This window comes from Nonomuraea sp. NPDC050680, from assembly GCF_040654555.1.
Lineage (GTDB): Bacteria > Actinomycetota > Actinomycetes > Streptosporangiales > Streptosporangiaceae > Nonomuraea.
In genome coordinates this window covers 546,759-564,981 of the sequence record NZ_JBFAIF010000002.1, presented here as the reverse complement: position 1 = coordinate 564,981, position 18,223 = coordinate 546,759, and the positions used below count along the sequence as shown (strand labels likewise).

General features: G+C 70.3%; 13 protein-coding genes. 5 read left to right on the top strand and 8 right to left on the bottom strand.

All coding sequences use genetic code 11. The annotated features are described in order from the left end of the window. Window positions 1–34 precede the first annotated feature (34 nt). The 5 genes from AB0H88_RS09110 to AB0H88_RS09090 form a co-directional block, all read right to left on the bottom strand. A complete protein-coding gene (locus AB0H88_RS09110) occupies window positions 35–502 on the bottom strand; it encodes a hypothetical protein (RefSeq protein WP_357642755.1) in 468 nt (155 codons plus the stop codon). Continuing rightward, on the bottom strand, window positions 486–1,283 hold the full coding sequence (locus AB0H88_RS09105; protein WP_357642754.1) for a PAS domain S-box protein: 798 nt from the start codon (window positions 1,281–1,283) through the stop codon (window positions 486–488). Before AB0H88_RS09105 ends, AB0H88_RS09110 begins: the two co-directional genes overlap by 17 nt. Window positions 1,284–1,377: 94 nt before the next feature. Further along, window positions 1,378–2,730 carry an amino acid permease gene (locus AB0H88_RS09100; protein ID WP_357642753.1) on the bottom strand — a complete coding sequence of 451 codons (1,353 nt, stop codon included), beginning with the start codon at window positions 2,728–2,730 and terminating at the stop codon, window positions 1,378–1,380. Window positions 2,731–2,783: 53 nt separating this feature from the next. Then, entirely contained in the window at window positions 2,784–3,755 is a 972-nt protein-coding gene (locus AB0H88_RS09095) for a MerR family transcriptional regulator (protein ID WP_357642752.1), read from the bottom strand. Between the two features lie 46 nt (window positions 3,756–3,801). Next, a complete protein-coding gene (locus AB0H88_RS09090; RefSeq protein WP_357642751.1) occupies window positions 3,802–4,512 on the bottom strand; it encodes a GntR family transcriptional regulator in 711 nt (236 codons plus the stop codon). Between the two features lie 117 nt (window positions 4,513–4,629). Here AB0H88_RS09090 and manD point away from each other — a divergent pair, with 117 nt between their 5' ends. The 4 genes from manD to AB0H88_RS09070 are packed head-to-tail and all read left to right on the top strand — an operon-like array spanning window position 4,630 to window position 9,838. Continuing rightward, window positions 4,630–5,838: a D-mannonate dehydratase ManD gene (manD, locus tag AB0H88_RS09085; RefSeq protein ID WP_357642750.1), complete on the top strand. Its 1,209-nt coding sequence runs from the start codon at window positions 4,630–4,632 to the stop codon at window positions 5,836–5,838. Then, complete coding sequence (locus AB0H88_RS09080; RefSeq protein WP_357642749.1) at window positions 5,835–7,391, top strand: mannitol dehydrogenase family protein; 1,557 nt, start codon at window positions 5,835–5,837, stop codon at window positions 7,389–7,391. The genes manD and AB0H88_RS09080 overlap by 4 nt, the downstream gene beginning before the upstream one ends. Before the next feature lie 27 nt (window positions 7,392–7,418). Beyond that, a complete protein-coding gene (locus AB0H88_RS09075) occupies window positions 7,419–8,804 on the top strand; it encodes an MFS transporter (RefSeq protein WP_357642748.1) in 1,386 nt (461 codons plus the stop codon). Next, complete coding sequence (locus AB0H88_RS09070; protein WP_357642747.1) at window positions 8,801–9,838, top strand: L-idonate 5-dehydrogenase; 1,038 nt, start codon at window positions 8,801–8,803, stop codon at window positions 9,836–9,838. The genes AB0H88_RS09075 and AB0H88_RS09070 overlap by 4 nt, the downstream gene beginning before the upstream one ends. 42 nt (window positions 9,839–9,880) lie before the next feature. On the opposite strand, the gene AB0H88_RS09065 is transcribed toward AB0H88_RS09070, so the two are convergent. After that, window positions 9,881–10,651, bottom strand: a complete 771-nt coding sequence (locus AB0H88_RS09065) for a hypothetical protein (protein ID WP_357642746.1) — start codon at window positions 10,649–10,651, stop codon at window positions 9,881–9,883. 545 nt (window positions 10,652–11,196) lie between these two features. On the opposite strand from AB0H88_RS09065, the gene AB0H88_RS09060 reads away from it, so the two are divergent. Next, window positions 11,197–11,997 (top strand): hypothetical protein, encoded by an 801-nt coding sequence (locus AB0H88_RS09060; protein WP_357642745.1) that lies wholly within the window; start codon window positions 11,197–11,199, stop codon window positions 11,995–11,997. Here AB0H88_RS09060 and AB0H88_RS09055 read toward each other — a convergent pair. Both AB0H88_RS09055 and AB0H88_RS09050 read right to left on the bottom strand, forming a co-directional pair. After that, window positions 11,978–12,256 carry a hypothetical protein gene (locus AB0H88_RS09055; protein ID WP_357642744.1) on the bottom strand — a complete coding sequence of 93 codons (279 nt, stop codon included), beginning with the start codon at window positions 12,254–12,256 and terminating at the stop codon, window positions 11,978–11,980. The two genes, AB0H88_RS09060 and AB0H88_RS09055, sit on opposite strands and share 20 nt — an antisense overlap. Window position 12,257: 1 nt before the next feature. Further along, window positions 12,258–18,203 (bottom strand): hypothetical protein, encoded by a 5,946-nt coding sequence (locus AB0H88_RS09050; RefSeq protein WP_357642743.1) that lies wholly within the window; start codon window positions 18,201–18,203, stop codon window positions 12,258–12,260. Between the last annotated feature and the right edge of the window lie 20 nt (window positions 18,204–18,223).

Here is an 18,223-nt window from a genome sequence, read left to right as displayed (position 1 = left end):
TTAGCGACCGCCCGCGAAGTGATGACAGACCGCCTCATTCCGCCGTTCGGGGGCGCGGCGGATGTCCGATCATGAACGGGCCGGTGTTCTCGGCCACGGCCACGGGAGAGAGTCCCGCCGCGATGAGCTGGGCGCGCAGCGCGATCACGGTACGTTCGAGGGCGCGGATCTGCGCCTGGAACTGGCTGATCTGCTCGCGCATCGCGGCCGCGCCGGTCTGCTCGCTGACCAGGTCGGAGCTGACCTGGGCGGCTTGGACCTGCAAGCGGGCCACCTGCTTCTCCATCTGGGTCAACGCGTCTTCGTAGATCGTTTTAGCTCGGACGAAGGCGTCGGCGTCCACCTTGGAGCGTTCGAGCTCGGCGTGCCGTTCGGCCTGCATCAGCGCCGTCTGCTGCGTCTTCTTGTTGGCGTCGGTGGCCGAGCGGAAGGCGAGGTAGGCCACGCCGAGCGGGACGATGCCGACGGAGAGCTGGATGAGGATGTTACTCAGATTGGACACTGCCGCCTCCGACTGGCCGCACCACGCCGGTATAGGTGACGCCGTCATCGCTGTGCCAGGCGTTGACGGTCAGGGCGATGGCGAACTCGCTGCCGTCGCGGTGCAGGCCGACCAGCGGGATGTCGCGACCGGCCAGGTCGGAGCGGCCGGCGGAGCGCACCCGGGCCAGGCCGGCGGCGTGCTCGCCCCGGAAGCGGGGCGGCATCAGGATGGTCAGCGACCGTCCGACCGCCTCGTCGATGCTCCAGCCGAACAGGGTCGCGGCCTGGGGGTTCCACGACTGGATGACTCCGGCGCCGTCGGCGACGATGACGGCCGCGTCGGCCCGGCCACCCGGGAACCGGCTCATCGCGACGGCCTCGGGCCAGGTGGCGATCAACGCGATCCAGCCGCCGAAGGCCAGCCAGACCGCGCCGCCGACCCATCCCCGCGGGTTGACGCCGGTGAACGTCGAGAGCAGGTAGACCAGGCCGTACATCATGAGCAGCGCGGTGGCCGCGGCGAAGGCCACCCGGTCCGAGCGCATGAACATCTGCACCAGGCACAGAGCGCCGGTGACGCACCAGACCAGCGCCCAGACGGTCAACGGGGCGATGGAGGCCAGCATGGCGTATCCGGGGGCGACCCGCTGGTCGGCCGGCACGAACGCGAGGGACGCGGCGATGGCCATGCTCAGCAGACCGACGAACGCCAGGGAGGCGCCGCGCCGCCCGATGCGGCGCAGAACGCGGGCGATCGTACGGCGAGGGAGGGGGGCGCCGACAGCGGCTCTGTTACTCACGGTGGTTAGGCTAATGCACATAGTTAGCGATCGAGAGATTGACCACACGCCACCCGCGCGGCCTCTCACCCCTCGGGCATGGGTCCAGGGAGCGTCAGGCCAGCTGAGAGTGCCGGCGGCTGTAGCTGAAGTAGATGATCAGCCCCAGCACGAACCAGACGGCGAACCGCAGCCACGTCAGCGGATCGAGGAACGTGATCAGCCAGATGGAGAAGAGCGCCCCCAGGGCCGGCACCACCGGCATTCCGGGCGTGCGGAACGTGCGGTGCAGCTCGGGCTGCCGGTAGCGGAGCACGATCACCGCCACGCACACGACCACGAACGCCAGCAGGATCCCGATGTTCGTTAGCTCGGCGGCCTCCCGGATGGGCAGGAACCCGGCGATCACCCCCGACGCGATCCCCACGATCCACGTGACCCGGGTGGGCACCCGGCGTACCGGGTGCAGCTTGGCGAACCACTGCGGCAGCAGCCCGTCGCGACTCATCGAGAACCAGACCCGGGTGACGCCGAGCATGAACGTGAACATGACCGTGAGGATGCCCACCACGGCGCCGGCCGCGATCAGCGAGGCCAGCCCGGACAGCCCGACGGAGGCGAACGCCGTGGCGAAGCCGCTTTCCGGGTCGATGTCGCGGTAGTTCTGCATGCCGGTGAGCACGAGCGTGGCCAGCACGTACAGGACCATGGAGATGCTCAGCGAGTAGATGATCGCCTTCGGCATGTGCCGCTGGGCGTCCCGCGACTCCTCGGCGGCGGTGCTCATCGCGTCGTAGCCGAACACCGCGAAGAACACGGTCGCGGCGCCGGTGATCGCGCCGCTGACCCCGAACGGGAAGAACGGCGTGTAGTTGGCGGGCTTGATGTAGAAGAAGCCGACCACGATCACCAGCAGCACGACGGCGACTTTGATGGCCACCACCCACGTCTCGAACCTGGCGGCGGCCCGGATGCCGAGGTTCAGCAGGTAGGCGATGAGCAGGCACAACAGGACCGCGAACAGGTCCACCACGTGCCCGGCGCCGGTGCCGGGCGCGCCGAGCATCCACGCGGGCAGCGTGAAGCCGAACTGCTGGACGAGGAAGCCGAAGTAGCCCGAGATGCCGATGGCCACGACCGCGACGATGGCGGTGTATTCCAGCAGCAGGTCCCAGCCGATGAACCAGCCGACGATCTCTCCCAGGACCGCGTACCCGTAGGTGTAGGCGGAGCCGGACTTCGGGATCATGCCCGCGAACTCGGCGTAGGAGAACGCGGCCGCGGCGCTGGCCAACCCCGCGATGAGGAAGGACACCAGCACGGCCGGCCCCGCCGTCTGGTTGGCGACCGCGCCGGCCAGGGCGAAGATGCCCGCGCCGATGATGCCGCCCACACCGATGGCGGTGAGCTGCCACAGGCCGAGTGTCCTGGACAGCTCCCCCTCGTGCTCGGTGGCGATCTGATCCACCGGTTTGCGCCTGAAGACACCTCGCGACGAGACCATGACGCCCCCATCAATGGCTACTTGCGTCCCTCTTTCCCCTCTGAACTGGCACTATGCGTGCCACCGGCATGCAGGGCGCGGACGAACCAGTCGAGGACCGGCGCCAGGCTTTCCGGGGCGGGCCAGCCGTTGATCACCGCGAGCAGCCGCAGGTAGCGCTCCCGGCGAGGGTCGTTCGCGCTCTCCAGCCGGACCAGCAGGCGGCGCCGGAGATCGGCGTCGTCGGGGCAGCCGTAGACGCGCGCGTATCGAGCCGTGACCGCCGCCACGACCGCCTCGGCCGGGGGCGAGGCCGGGTCGAGGCCGGCCGCCAGGGCCGGGCCCGCCTCGTCGCGGACCATCGCGGCGGAGTCGCGGCGCAGGACCGTGGTGTCGCCCTGGGCCCGCTCGGCCGCGAGCTGCTCGGCCATGCGCCGCATGACGGCCCGGAAGTCCGGGTCCTGGGACAGCTCGGCGAGCTCCACCCACGCCTCGACCTGCTCGGGCTCGGGATTGTCGGGCAGTTCGGGGGTCATCGAGTGCCTGACCCCCACGAACTCGGGGTGGGCGTCCAGGCCGCCGAAGGCGGTGTCGAGGAAGTCGCCGATCAATCGACGGCGTTCGTCCTCGGAGAGCTTGGCCAGCTTGTGCATGAGATCCGTCTCCTCAGGTGTGGACCCGCGCCTGGCCACCGCCGTCAGCACCGCGCGCCGCAGCCGCAGCGTGCGGATCTGCACCGCCAGCGCGTCGGCGTGCGCCGCGGCGACCTCGGCGAGCGAGACCTCACGGTCCACGACCTTCCGGATCGTGGGCAGGTCCAGCCCCAGGTCGCGCAGCGTCCGCACCAGTTCGAGGCGGGCGAGGGCGTCGACGCCGTAGCGGCGGTAGCCGGCCGGGCTTCGGTCGGTCGGCGGCACGATCCCGCGGTCGGAGTAGAACCGGATGGCCTTGACCGTCAGGCCGGTCCGCCGTGCCAGTTCGCCGATCGAGTAGAGCGTCTCGCCGTCCATGCCTTCCACCCTCGCGCCTCCCCTAAGTGGAGACTCAAGCGCGCCGTTACTCCCAGACGACGACGTTGCGGCGGACCGGAGCCGAGCCGGAGTCCGTGGCGAACAGCTCCGGCGAGTGCTCCCGGATGCGTTCGACGTCGTTGAAGACCGCCCGCAGGTGGGTGCGCATGGCCGTGCGGGCCAGCACCACGTCGCCGCGGACCACCGCGTCGAGGATCTCGACGTGCTGGGCGGCGAAGCTCGTCGGGGAGGTCACATGGAGACCGAGCCGGCGCGCGCGGTCCAGATGCCCCTTGGCCGAGGCCACGGTCGTCCAGGCGCTGCCGTGCCCACTCAGCCGCAGCAGGCCCTGGTGGAAGGCCTCGTCGAGGGCGAAGAACCCCTCGATGTCGAGGTCGGGCCGCTGCTGGTCCCTGAGGTTGTGGCGCAGCTCCTCGATCAGGTCGGTGTCGAGCTCGGCGGGCAGGTCGTCGAGTGAGGCCAGCTCCACGGCCTCACGCAGGAACTGCGCATCGGCCACCCTGGCCGGGTCGACGCGGGAGACGAACGAGCCGACCTGGGGGAAGATCTGGACCAGTCCCTCTTCGGACAGCAGGATCAGGCTCTCCCGGACCGGCGTGCGGCTCACCTTGAGGGAGGCCGCGAGCTCGTTCTCGGACAGGGCGGTCCCCGGTGGGAGCTCAAGGGTCAGGACCTTGCGGCGCAGGGCCTCGTAAACAGTGCGACGGCTGGTTCGCCGCTGGTTCGATCCGGCCACACGCTCACCCTACCCGGTCATCGCACAACTAGTATTGCGCATCTGTGCGACAGATGCTTGTATATCAGTACTGCTCGACTACCGGGAAGCCGGAGATCGTCCGAAGGAGTGGGACCTGTGAGCAAGATCGAGCGTGCCGAGGTGTTCGTCGCCTCCCCGGGGCGGACCTTCGTCACCTTGCGCATCACGACCTCGGACGGTGTGACCGGCCTCGGCGACGCCACGCTGAACGGCCGCGAGCTGGCCGTCGCGAGCTACCTGCAAGAGCACCTCGTCCCGCTGCTGATCGGCAAGGATCCGGCGCGGATCGAGGACATGTGGCAGTACCTCTACCGTGGCGCGTACTGGCGTCGCGGCCCGGTCACGATGACGGCCATCTCCGCCGTGGACACGGCCCTGTGGGACATCAAGGGCAAGGTCGCCGGTCTGCCGGTCTACCAGTTGCTCGGCGGGCGCTCCCGTGACGGCGTCATGGTCTATTCGCACGCCAGCGGCGTGGACGTCCCCTCTCTGCTCGACGACGTCGAACGGTTCCTCGATCTCGGTTACAAGGCCGTCCGCGCCCAGGCCGCCGTCCCGGACGTCGGCGGCACGTACGGGATCCGCAAGGGCAAGGTGTACGAGCCGGCCGCTACCTCGCTGCCCGACGAGCAGCCCTGGGACACCGAGGCCTATCTCGGGTTCGCGCCGACCTACCTCGAAGCCGTACGCGAGCGCTTCGGCTTCGGCTTCTACCTCCTGCACGACATCCACCACCGGCTCACGCCGATCGAGGCGGCCCGCTTCGGCAAGCGGGTGGAGGACAGCCGGCTGTTCTGGATGGAGGACCCGACACCGGCCGAGAACCAGGAGTCCTTCCGGCTCATCCGTCAGCACACGACGACGCCGATCGCGGTCGGGGAGGCGCTGACCTCGATCTGGGACGTCCAGCACCTGATCACCGAGCAGCTCATCGACTACGTGCGCACCACTGTCGTCCACGCCGGCGGGATCACGCACCTGCGCCGGATCTTCGACCTGGCCGCGCTCTACCAGGTCAAAACCGGTTCGCACGGGGCGACGGATCTCTCACCGATCACCCTGGCCGCCGCGGTGCACGTCGACGTCTCGGTGCCGAACTTCGGCATCCAGGAGTACATGGGGCACCCGGACGAGACCGCGGAGGTCTTCCGCAGCGGGGTCACGCTGGCCGACGGCATGCTCAACCCGTCGGAGGAGCCCGGTCTCGGTGTCGAGTACGACGAGAAGGAGGCCGCGCGCTTCCCCTATGAGGCTCGCTACCTGCCCGTCGCGCGGCGCCTCGACGGCTCGGTGCATGACTGGTGAAGACCTCGATCCTGCCCTCGCTGAGCCTCGCCACGCTCGACCGGATCGCTCCTGACCTGCGCCCGGCCATCGATCCACGGGAGTTGCGCCCGGGGGTCGTCCATTTCGGCCTCGGCGCGTTCCACCGGGCCCACCAGGCGGTCTACACCGAGAGCGCGGCGGCCCGTGGCGGCGAGCCGTGGGGGATCGTCGCCGTGGCCCCGCGCTCGACGCGGATGGTCAAGGCGATGCGCGCCCAGGACTGCCTGTACTCGGTGACCGAACGCCACCCCACGGCCACCACCACCCGCGCGATCGGGTCCGTCGTCGGCGCCCTGGCGATGCGCCAGGACGCCGAGCGGGTCGACCAGCTGCTCGCCGATCCCGGCGTCACGGTACTGACCTTGACGATCACCGAGGCCGGCCACTACCGCCGCCCTGGAGCCGACGAGCTCGACACCGGCGCCCCGGAGATCGCGGCGGACCTCGCGGCCGTGCGGACCGCGGACATCGCCACGGTCGTCGGCCGGCTCGCCGTGGGGCTCGCCGCCCGGATGCGGGCCGGCGGCGCTCCGATCAGCGTCGTGTCCTGCGACAACATGGCCGCCAACGGCGCCGCGCTCGGCACGGTGGTACGCGGCTTCGTCGAAGCCTCGTCGTGGCCGGAGCGGCGGGCCGTCCTCGACTGGATGGCGACGTCGGTGGCCTTCCCCGCGACGATCGTCGACCGCATCGTGCCGGCGACGACCGACGCGGACCGGGAGGCGGCCCGCGCCGCGCTCGGCGTGTGGGACGACGTGCCGGTGGTCGGCGAGCCGTACCGGCAGTGGGTCCTGGAGGACTCCTTCGCCGGCCCCCGGCCGTCATGGGAGCTCGACGGAGCCCTGTTCGTCCCGGACGTCGTGCCGTACCAGCTCACGAAGCTGCGGTTGCTCAACGGGTCCCACTCGGCTCTGGCCTATCTGGGCGCGGCGGCCGGGTGCGCGACGATCGCCGACGTCCTGGAGACCGGCTGGGGTGAGCGGCTGGTCCGGGCGCTGAGCGCGGAGGTCGCGCCGACGCTTCCCAGCGGTGGTCCAGACCCGGTCGCCTACACTGATGACCTGGTCAAACGGTTCCGTAACCCCAGGATTCGGCACCTGCTCCGGCAGATCGGCTCCGACGGCTCCCGGAAGATCCCGGAACGCTGGTTCGGCGCCCTGCGCTCGCTGCGCGCCTCCCGCGCCGGCACCCCGGCGCTCGAACTGGCGCTCGCCGCCTGGGCCAACGCCACCCGCCCCGCCGACGGCGGCCAGCCGTCCGGCGCCACAGATCCCACTGGCCGGCCGTTCAGCACGACGGACCCCACCGACCGGCCGTTCAGCACGACGGATCCCACCGGCCAGTTGTTCGGCACGACGGATCCCGCCGCCGCGACGCTGGCGGCCTGCTGGCGCGAGGCGGCCGACCACGAAGACACCATCCGCCGCCTGCTTCACGTGCTCGGCGCGGCGGACCTGGCCGGTGACGGCGCGCTTGTCGCCGGCACCGCCGCCCGGCTGCCCGCCCTGCGGGCCGGCCACGTCGAAATCTGACCCGGAGTACACGATGACAGGTTCACCATGAAAGACAGCACCCACATGGAGCCCGCGGGCGCCGTGACCAGAACGACCCGCGACCTCGTCAGGGCGGCCATGTCCGGCTGGCTCGGCACGGCGATGGAGTTCATGGACTTCCAGCTGTACTCGCTGGCGGCCGCCATCGTCTTCAACAAGATCTTCTTCCCGGACGTCAGCCCGGCCATCGGGCTGATCGCCGCCATGGCCACCTACGGCGTCGGATACGTCGCCCGGCTGGCCGGCGCCATCTACTTCGGCCGGATGGGCGACCGGATCGGCCGCAAGAAGGTCCTGATCATCACCATCCTGCTGATGGGCGCCTCGACCACGCTGATCGGCGTACTGCCGACCTACGCGGTGATCGGCATCTTCGCCCCGATCCTGCTGGTCGCCCTGCGGCTCATCCAGGGCTTCGGGGCCGGCGCCGAGATCGCCGGGGCCACCGTCATGCTCGCGGAGTACGCCCCTGTACAGCGTCGCGGCCTGGTCTCCTCACTGGTGTCGCTGGGCACCAACACCGGCACGCTGGCGGCGTCGGGCCTGTGGGCGATCCTGCTCGCGGTCCTCAGTGAGGATCAGCTGCTCACGTGGGGCTGGCGGGTGCCGTTCCTGCTGAGCTTCGTGCTCATGGTCTTCGCGGTCTGGGTACGCCGCAATCTCAAGGAGAGCCCGGTCTTCGAAGAGCGCCCCGACGTCGTGGACGGCGTCGCGATGTCCCGTACCGAGGCTGAGGCCGCCTTCCAAGAGGAAAAGGAGAAGGGGGTACTCGAGGCCGGACTCCGGCAGCGCAAGGGCAAGGCGTTCTTCCTGGCCCTTGGCCTGCGGTTCGGCCAGGCCGGCAACTCGGGCCTGGTCCAGACCTTCCTCGTCGGCTACATCGCCGCCACACTGCTCGTCGACCGGTCGATCCCGACCAGCGCCATCGTCTACGGCTCGTTGGTGGGCTTCGTCACCGTGCCGGTGGTCGGCCTGCTCGGCGACCGCTTCGGCCGCCGCCCCATGTACATCGCGGTCACCCTGCTGACCATCGCCTTCGCGTTCCCGATGATGCTGATGATCATCTCTGGCAGCACGGCGGCCCTGATGCTGGGCATGATCCTGGGGCTGAACATCGGCGTCCTGAGCCTGTTCTCGCTGGAGAGCGTCACGATGGCCGAGCTGTTCGGCTCCCGGACCCGCTTCACCCAGCTCGCCCTGGCCAAGGAGATCGGCGGCATCCTGGCCACCGCCATCGGCCCGGTCGTGGCGGCCACCCTCACCGCCGTCACCGGCAGCTGGTGGCCCATCGCGGCGATGCTCGTCGTCTACTCGCTCATCACCCTGCTGTCCGCGGTCCTGTCTCCCGAGACCCGCGGGCGTGACCTGGTCCGGTTGGAGGACGCGGTATGAAATCGGCCGTCGTACACGGTCCCGGCGACCTCCGGATCGACGAGCGCCCCGATCCGGAGCCGGGGGAAGGGCAGGTCCTGCTCGCCATGGAGTGGGGCGGGATCTGCGGCTCCGACATCTCGTACTGGAAGAAGGGGGCGTCCGGGACCGCCGTGCTCAGGCACCCTCTGGTGCTCGGGCACGAGGTCGCCGGCCGGATCGCCGGGATCGGCGCGGGCGTCAGCGGGCTGGCGGTCGGGCAGCCGGTCACCGTGCACCCGGCCGAGCTGGTCGGTGACGGCCGCCTGCCCGACCGGCTCGCCGGCCGCACGAACCTCTACCCCGAAGTCCGCTACTTCGGGTCGGCCGCCTTCGACCCGCACACCGACGGCGGATTCAGCGAGTACCGGGTGGTCCGCGCGGCGCAGATCCGGCCACTGCCCGAAGGCGTGGACACCGAGCGCGGCGCCCTCGCCGAGCCCCTCGCCGTGGCGATGCACGCCGTGCGTCGCGCCGGAGACCTGCGCGGGAGGACCGTGCTGGTCAACGGCTCCGGCTCGATCGGCTCGCTGGTCGTGGCCGCCGCGAAACACCACGGGGCGGCCACGGTCATCGCCTCGGACATCTCCACGACCTCGCTCGCCGTCGCCCGGGCCATGGGCGCGGACGAGACCGTCGACGTCGGCGGCGACGCGACGCTCCCCCAGGACGTCGAGCTGGTCTTCGAGGCCTCCGGCAGCCCGGCCGCGCTCGGCTCCGTCCTGCGGGCGACCGCCCGTGGCGGCACCCTCGTCCAGGTCGGCAGCCTGCCCGGCACGGCCGTCTCCGCGGCCCTCGGCGACCTGGTGACCAGGGAGATCACCTGGATCGGCTCCTACCGCTTCGCCGACGAGATCGACGAGGCCCTGCGCGCCATGCGGGACGGCCTCGACGTCTCCCCGATCATCAGCCACCGCTTCGACCTCGACCGGGCGGCGGAGGCACTCGCCATCGCCGCCGACCCCGCGAGCGGCAGCGGCAAGGTGATGCTGCGGCTCGGCGGGACGGATCGGTGAGCACCGGCCCGGCAGTCTCGACGGCCCGGTGAACAGGAGGGGTCAGGCGGCCTCGGCGGCGCGGAAGGTCTTCAGCGCCTCGGGGCCGAAGTAGGCGCCATAGCTCGTGGTGGTGTTGCGCAGCGCGTGCGCGGAGATCTGGTAGCCGGTCCCGGTGGCCTTGTTGAAGTCCTGGAACCATGGCCCACCGCTGGAGCCGCCGCCCATGTCGCACACCATCGCGTACTTCATGCTGTAGCTCGCCGCCACCGAGGCGCCACTGCAGTACTGCAGAGTACGGCCGCCGTTGCCGTTGCTGGGATAACCGAGCAGCAGGTTCGAGGCGCCGGCGGCGGTCGCGTTGAACCGGATGCCCTGCGCGCCCACGGTCTGCTGGATCTTCTTGCCCTTCACCGGGTTGACGACCAGCATGCCGAAGTCGAACGGCGGATAGTGAGCGTTGTCCTTGATGTACCCGGACCAGATGTACATGGTCCGCGCCGCGAACTTGCCGTACGGAGCCGCGCCGCTCTTGTAGGCCGGGACGAAGACGAGGTTCTTGCTCCACCGGCCCTGACCGTCGACGAGCGCGTGCCCCACGGTGACGACCACGTCGCCGTCCTTGCTGCGCACCACGTTCCCGGAGGCCACGAAGTCGTTGCCGGCGGCGCCGGTGCCGAAGACCTTGCCCGCTGTCTTGGCGATGAGGCCGCCGGACTTCCAGGTTTGCTGCTTGGCGGCCGACGTAGCGTACGGAAGGACCGAGCGGTTGGTCTGGGCGGCTCCCGTGGCCGGGAGGTCCACCTGCGGCCCCGGCGGCCTTCGGAACGACACGCTCCGCCGGGGCCGTGCCCTCCGCCGGCGCCACCAGCGGCTCGGCGTCACGCATGCGCTCCGGCGTCCAATAGTCGCCGGCCGCAGCGAAGGTCGAAGCGACCGCGTGGCTGATCGACCCCTCCTCGGGGTCGGCGGAGACGGCGAACCCCGCCGGAGCGCTCAACCCGAGCACCAGACTCGTGATACCGGCGATGGCCAAGATACGCATGCAACCCCGCGTGACAATCGTGACTATGGAGATTTACCCCAGAAGTTGCTATACCGGGCAATCCACAGCTGCTGTAACGGACGTGCTGCGCGCTTGAGCCCGAGCCAGAGATCGACGCGGTGATCGGGGGGCTTTCGGGCACTTCGTCGCGAGCCAATATGGCGGACCCGCTACGCTCACCGTACGAAACGGTTCCGTTGCAGGTCCACCCCCGTAGCGCGTCCTGGCGTTCGATTCCAGCCGGATGGTGCCAGTAGCCCGGTATGGTCATGAGCACCGGCCGCCGAGGCTGAGGCGGCTAGGTTCTTTGTCACGCGGGATCTTTGGTGGAGGAATGATGTGGGAAGTGGAGTTCGCCACGCTTTCGGCCGTCGCCGCGCGCCAAGGAGGGCTGATCACGGAGGCGCAGGTCGCCAGGGTGGAGATCGACAAGCAGGCGCTGCTCCGGTTCGCCGAGTGCGCGCTGCTGTACGAACTGGACTGGTCGGTCTATCAGTTCGCGTGGGCGTCCTTGGGACCGCGTTACGTCTATCCGCTGGCCGCCTGGCTGGCGATCATGCCCGAGAGTTTCCGCTGGGAGAGGTCGCAGTCCCCCCATGAGGACGCCGTCCTCTCGCACGAGTCGGCCTGCCGCCTGTACGGGCTGGGAGTCGAGCCGAGCCCTTTGGTGACCTTCACCGCCCCGCAGGAGTTCGAGGGCCCCCGGGCGACGAAAATCCATGGCGCGTCTCTGAGGCCGGATGATGTGGCCGTGGTCGAGGGGGTTCCGGTGACGACCCCTCGTCGCACGATCGTCGATGTCGCGGCCGGCTGGGCCGAGCACGGCGAGCTGCGCCGTGTCCTGATGGACGCCGTGCTGAAGGATCTCGTCGATCTGCGTCAGATCCACGCCGACCTGGCGCCGCTGGCGCGACGGCACGGGTTCCCGGAAGATGGCGCGGAGTTCGTGGCCTACTTCATCCCGGACATCTCCCCGGCCGGTTTGTCCCCCCGCAACCAGCGGAGCTACGCCGCCCTGGCGCACCCGGACCGGGTGGCTCAGCTCCAGTCCGGCGTGGCGCGGCTGATTCCGGAGGCCGGGGATGAGACGTTGAGCTGGGACATAGCCGCCGAGATCATCGGGCGGATCGGGTAGGCGCCGGTTCGTCCGGATACAGGTCCCGCCACAGGCGCCGCAGGAACAACTGCGTGCTGCCGTCGCTGTACCGCACGGTTCGGTACAGCGAGGGCGCCTGCTCGGGAAAGGCGAGAGCATGGCCCAGCTCCGCCTTGAACCGGGTCATCTCCGCGTCTGCCGGCCGTCCGGCCAGCCGTTTCAGGCTCTCGTAGGCTTCCTCGTCGGCGTCGGGATGGCAGTGGACGCCGCAGATGCGGACCAGCGTCGAATTCGTCATCTCACCCATCTCCCGCAGGTGGCGGGTCCACGAACATCGTGGAGATCTCGTACCCATCCCCCTGCCGGTTGACCTGGAAGAAGAACTCGACGGTGCCGGCCTCGAAGCTCCGCATGGGCGCGGCCTGCGGCTCCGGTACGCCCGGCACCTCGCCCGCGCGCCGCGCCCCGACCCAGATCGACCGGTTCGCGACGGCATTCTCCGCGCTGCCGTCGACCGGCACGATCCGGAATCCGGCGCAGTACAGATGGCCGTCGGGGCCGAGCAGGTCGTCGATCGGCAAGGACACCCGGCCGGGGCGCCGGTCGGGGTCGAACGGGGTAGCGAGAGCTTCGCGCATGACCGGGTGCTCCAGGCTGCGCGCGAAGGCGACGGCGAAGGCGACGAGATCGTGGATGGCCGTGGCCGTGTCAGGGCAGCGGTGCTCCCTGTCCCCCGGCCGGAACGCGTCGGTCGCGCGGGCCCGCAGGTTCTCGTCGAGCTGCGCCGGATCTTCGAGGCGGGCGACGCGGCCATGGAGCCTGCCATCGGCGGCGAATGCCCCATGCCGGGCCAGATGATGACCCTGCCCCTGGTCGATGGTGACGATCACGCGCTGGACGGCGGGGTCCAGGCGGGCCGCAGCGGCCAGCCACGGCCGAGCGGCTGCGTGTCGCGCAATGTAGGCGGCGGCTTCCCGCGTGCTCACCGCCGCAGGGGCGTCGAACCGGTCGAGAACCTGGCGCGGCGTCGGCTGCCCGTCCCCGATGGGGACGTCCAGCCGGTCGGCATACGGCCGCACCTGCGGCGCCGTCACGCGGCCGACCGCCTCCCCCAGGTCACGGACCTCCGACGGGTCGAGCTGGAAGAGCCGCAGGTCTTCAAGGGCCTGGCGGGTGAAGCCCGGCGAATCGAGCAGGGACTTGATCACGTTCGTGACCGCGGCGGCGCGTTCGCCCGGATCCAAGCCGTAGGCCCGGGAGATCCGGACGGCGTCCACGTCGAGGCGGGAGCGATCGAGGTGCAGCACGGTGTACGGATGCGCCAGGGACCCGCCTTCGTACTCCTGATCGACGGTGAACTGCGGCTCCAGCACGCCCAGCAGGGCGAGCCGGATACCGTGCCACTTGCGGCCGGCCTCCTCGGGCGTCCTGGCGTCCACGCTCGTCCATCGGCGCAGCTGCTCGGCGTAGTACGCGCTTCGCTTCCAGTCCTGCTCGCTCCAGTACGTCCAGCGGTCCCCGTCGAGCGTGGCAGTGCGGCCCAGCCGCTCCGGCCACAGATCCAGCTCACCGCTGCTCACCAGCCGGTTGATCCGGTCCACTGTGACCGCGACCCGGGCCGGGTAGTAGACGGCGACGGGCTGGCCTCGGCGGTTGGCCGGGTCGGGCAGGTCGGGCCCGAACAGCAGCCGCCGCATCGCCGGAAGCGGAGCCTGGATGGTCCGCGCCGTGACGAACCTCGTGACGGGCCGCCCGCCCGAGTCGAAGCGCGGATTGCGCTGCTCGTCGAGGACCTGCTCGAAGTGGCCGTAGGCCCAGTCCTGCCAGTAGAGCTGCCAGCGGTTGCCCTTGTTGCCGTCGTGCTCCCTGGCCTCGAAGTAGACGGTGGGCACGCCGAGCATGGCCGGGATCTCCAGCGCCCCGCTCTCCATCCCGATCTGCACCACATCGTGCTGGGTCGTCAGCTGATGGAAGAACAGGCCCTGCTCAGCGTAGCTCAGGGCCTGCCCGTCGTTGCGCCCGGCCGTCCAGAACTTCACCAGCGTCTCCGTGTCGACCCCGTCCAGCACCCCTTCCTGGCGCCAGGCCTCTTCTAACTCGGCACGGCCCGCGAAGACGTCGTCGCCGAGCAAGACGACACGCCGCCCGGGGTGCCGCGCGCGCAGCGCCTCGATCGTCTGGCGCAGGACCTCGGGCCGGGTGTCCAGGTGCGGGCCGTGCCTGCCGCCCACCGGCTGGCCCCGGGTGTCGCGGACCCAGAGCAGGGCGTACTGGTCGGCCTGCCCGTTGGCCCGCGAGAGCCGGTCGACCACCGCCTGGGCGCGCGCCGTGCGCCGAGCCGCCGTCATCTCCTCCGGCCCCAGCATCGCGTCCACCATGCGCTGCCGCGCCGAAACTGGGTCGGCCTGGATCGCCCGCAGCGCGAAGAGCTGAGCCCGCATCCACTGCGACTCGCTGTAGTGGCTCTTCTGACTCGTGTTGGCGAACGCCAGCCGGACCCGGTGCGGTTCGACGCCGTAGTCATCGATCAGCCGCTGCCGCAGGGCCAGGGCGTCCCGCAGCGGCTTGGCATGCAGCTCGATGAGATCGTCGATCAGAGCCGCAGGGCCGGTGCCGTTGACGCCGCGTCCCTTGACCATCCGGTACATCGCGGCGGCGTTGGCCTCATCCAGCGTGATGCCGCTCGGCACGGCGCCCAGGTAGGCCCGGTGGGACTGATGGGCGTCCCACTGGAAGGTCTTGAAGCCGCGGTCCGGTTCGTAGGCGATCTCGACAGTCGTGTCCGGATCGGCCATCAGCGCCGCCGCGTGACTGTACAGCTCGCCGCGCTGGTGGGCGTAGAAGCGCAGGTGCTTGAAGTGCTCAGTGTCCGGGCCGGGCACGCGGGTCAGCTCGACGTACGCGCTGTCGTACATTATCCGGCCGCGGATGAAGTCGATCTTCTCGGCGGGGGACAGGTCCGTGCGCTGCTTGAGCCGCGACAACTCCGCGTCGAGGTCGCCCGCGGACAGCCGATCCCACAACGCGATCATGTCCGCGGTCGCGTGGACCACCGACGCCGGAGCGGTGCTGGGCACTGCCAGCTGCCGTACGTCCGCGGCGCCGTCCGGGGCGACCGTGTCATCGGAAACGTCCGGAGCCGGCGCGTCGTCCGTCCCCACCCAACGCCGGAGGTCGGGGTCCCAGCGGCTCGGCGGCGGCGCCTCGTCTGCCAGCAGCGGATCGAGGAACGCCTGCGCCACCGGAATGGCCTCGGTGAGCCCGGTGTACGGCAGACCGGGCGTCGTCCTGGCGTACTGGTCGAACTTCCGGAACCAATCCGGGCTGGGAATCTCGAAGGCCGGCGGCACCTTCAGGTTCTCGCCCTGCTCCAGCCGCCAGGCGAACTCCGCGTGCAGCATCGCGTGCGTGGCCGGCCCGTCCCACGAGGAGTCCAGGATGATCATCAAGATGTCGACCAGGTCCTGGCACCGGTACGGCAGGTCGCCCGCCTTGCAGCTGAACAGCCCCTTACCCCGGGCGACGCAGTCGTGGCAGCGCGTCTCCAGCGTTCTGATGCCATGCGTGTAGATGCCCGACACCTTGTGCGCCAGCGTGTCGTGGTAGGAGATGACCCGCAGGTTCGGGCTCTCGTCGGAGTGCCCGGTCGAGAGGATCTGCCGGGGGAAAGGGATGATCTCCGGTTCCTTCCACACCGAACGGGTACGCGGCGGGGCGAGGTCGACGCTGAGCCGCATGATCTCCATGTCACCGCAGTAGACCGTGTGCCCCATCCTGACGGCCTTGCCGTGCAGAATGTACGTCTTGGAGTCCCGCACGAATCTGAGCTGGTCACCGTGATCGCGGGCGAGCGCGGCCTCATACTCATCGGCCATCGCGTCCGGATCCGGGTCCCCCGACATGCGCACGAGATCGATGTCGGTACTCGCCCGCCCGCCCGGATTCCTGGAGAGCATCGCCTGACCGCCCTTGAGCATCCAGTCATCGGGATTGGCAGCGAAGATACGGCCGATCGCACGCTGGAGCGCGAACTGCTGCAGCTCGTCGAGCGCTGACGTCCCGCGCCGGTGAGCTTCGGCCCGCACCTGGCTCATCAGATCGCGCCAGAACCCCAGGAACTGCCGGGGCTCACTGTCCGCGTTCCGGTCGCCGGTCGGGCTGCGGCTGGAGCCGAGCCCATCGCTTCGGTCCTCGGCAGGGTCGTCTACAGGCGCTTCCCGCGAGACAGCGGGTTCGGACGGAACATCGCCCTTGCCGGCTAGGAGGTCAAAGAAGCTCCGGCCGCCCATCGCCGGAGCGGCGGTGCTCCCCCGCGGACGCCGAGAGGGGGCGTCCTCTGCGGTACGCGGGCTGTCGCCCGGGGTGTCCGGCTGCACCACGGCTGCCGGCTCGGCCCTGCCGGCGGTGTCGGTCTGGGTGGAGCTGAGGTTGTCCCGCACCTTGTCGAACGAGGGATCACCGTTGACGGCGGCGCTGTCCGGCGGGACGTGGGGCGTCTCGTGGTGGCTCGCCTGCGTAACATCTGCGCGGTCGGCAACCTCGACGCGGTCGGCAACCTCGACGCGGTCGGCAACCTCGACGCGGTCGGCAACCTCGACGCGGTCGGCAACCTCGACGCGGTCGGCAACCTCGACGTGGTCGGCAACCTCGACGTGGTCGGCCACGTCTGCGCGACCCGTCGCCTCCGCGTGTCCCGCTGCCTCCCGGTGATCCGGTGCCTCTTGGTGATCCGCCGCCTCAGCGCGATCTATTGCCTGCGCGTGCTCGGTCGTCTCCGTGGGACCCGCCGGTCGTGGGCGGTCCGGCTGGTTCGCCTGCTCTTGTGACTGCTGGTGTGGCTGTTCCGGCCGCTGCGCCGCCCTCGCCGTACCAGCCTCCGTCCTGGACGCCGGCGCCTTGCTGTCCGGTACGCCCCGAGCATCCGTACGTTCCCGAGAAGCGACGTCCTGGACGGGGAAGCCCCTGGTCTCGACCGGCCCACCACCAGCAGGCACGTCCGGAGGCGCCGGGGCCGCAGGCGCGGCGGTGGCGGCCATGCGGGCCGTGTCACTGGCCAGCGCGGCGGTGGTTGCCGTGTCGAGGGCCTGGCGCGGATGGCTGATCGCGCTCACGACGTCGACGCTGAACGGGCTGATCGTGTTCGTCCGCCCCACGCCCGCCACAACGCCGCCGAGCAGCGATTCCGCGGTCGGCATGTCCCACTTGCCGTACACGATGCCGTTGGAGACCATGCCGGCCGGCGCCGAGATCACCGCGTTCGTGAGACCGGTCTGCAACGCCCGGCCGGGGAAGCGCATGACGGCGTTGAGCGCTCCGGGAGCGTCGCCGGCCGCGGCGTTGAGCGACCTGATCCCGGGCATCCGCCCGACCAACCCGGCCACCGGCCCGGCCACCTTCGACGCGAGCACCGCGCCCGAGGCGTCGCCCAGGATCGTGGAAGCGGTCTTCTGCCCGTCCCACTGTGTACGGGTGCCCCGATCCAACTGTTCCTTCTGGGCGAGGTAGTCCATCAGGAAGCCCTCACCGATCTCCTCGGGAATCTCCCTGAGCATGTGGCTGGCCGCCGCCCTGGCCAGCAGCCCCTTGCCGGCCTGCCGTCCGCCCAGCGCGGCGAGCTTCGGCGCCTGCTTGATGGCGGCCGCCCCGGCGTACCTGCCCTTCGCCACCCGTTCCAGCCAGGTGAACACCTTGTCGATGAACGTCCGCAACCGTCCGGCGAACTTGCCGATCAGCGGCGTCAACACGCCCGCGCTGGCCGCCGTCGCGAACGCGGAGATGGCGATGGACGAGACCGTGATCCAGAATCCGGCGTTGATCAGCAACTTGGCGTACTGCGTCTCACGCGCGTAACTGTCGTGCTGAAGGGCGTACGCGTGCGCCAGCGCGGCGAGGGCCGGGATGCCCTTCCCCTCCGCGAGCAGCTGGTCGGCCTGCCTCTTGAACTCCTCGGCCGACGGCCCGAGGTAGCCCTGCATGATCAGGTCACGCGCCGGGCCCCCGGCCGCCGCGAACTCCAGCGCCGCCCGGCTCCAGTCCTCGAAGGCGACGGCCAGCGCCGCCTCGCCGGACTCGCTGGCCTCCGGCCACATCTGCCCCGAGGACAGCAGCGCGATCAGCGCGTCGCACCACGCGGGCAGACTCGTCCCCCACGCGGGCGTGATGTCCGTGGCGTAACCGCCACTGCCGATCGTGTCGTCCTGCCCGGCCAGGGGGCTGGTGACCGGAGTACTGACGTTTCGGGTCACGCCTTCCCTTCCCCACGCAT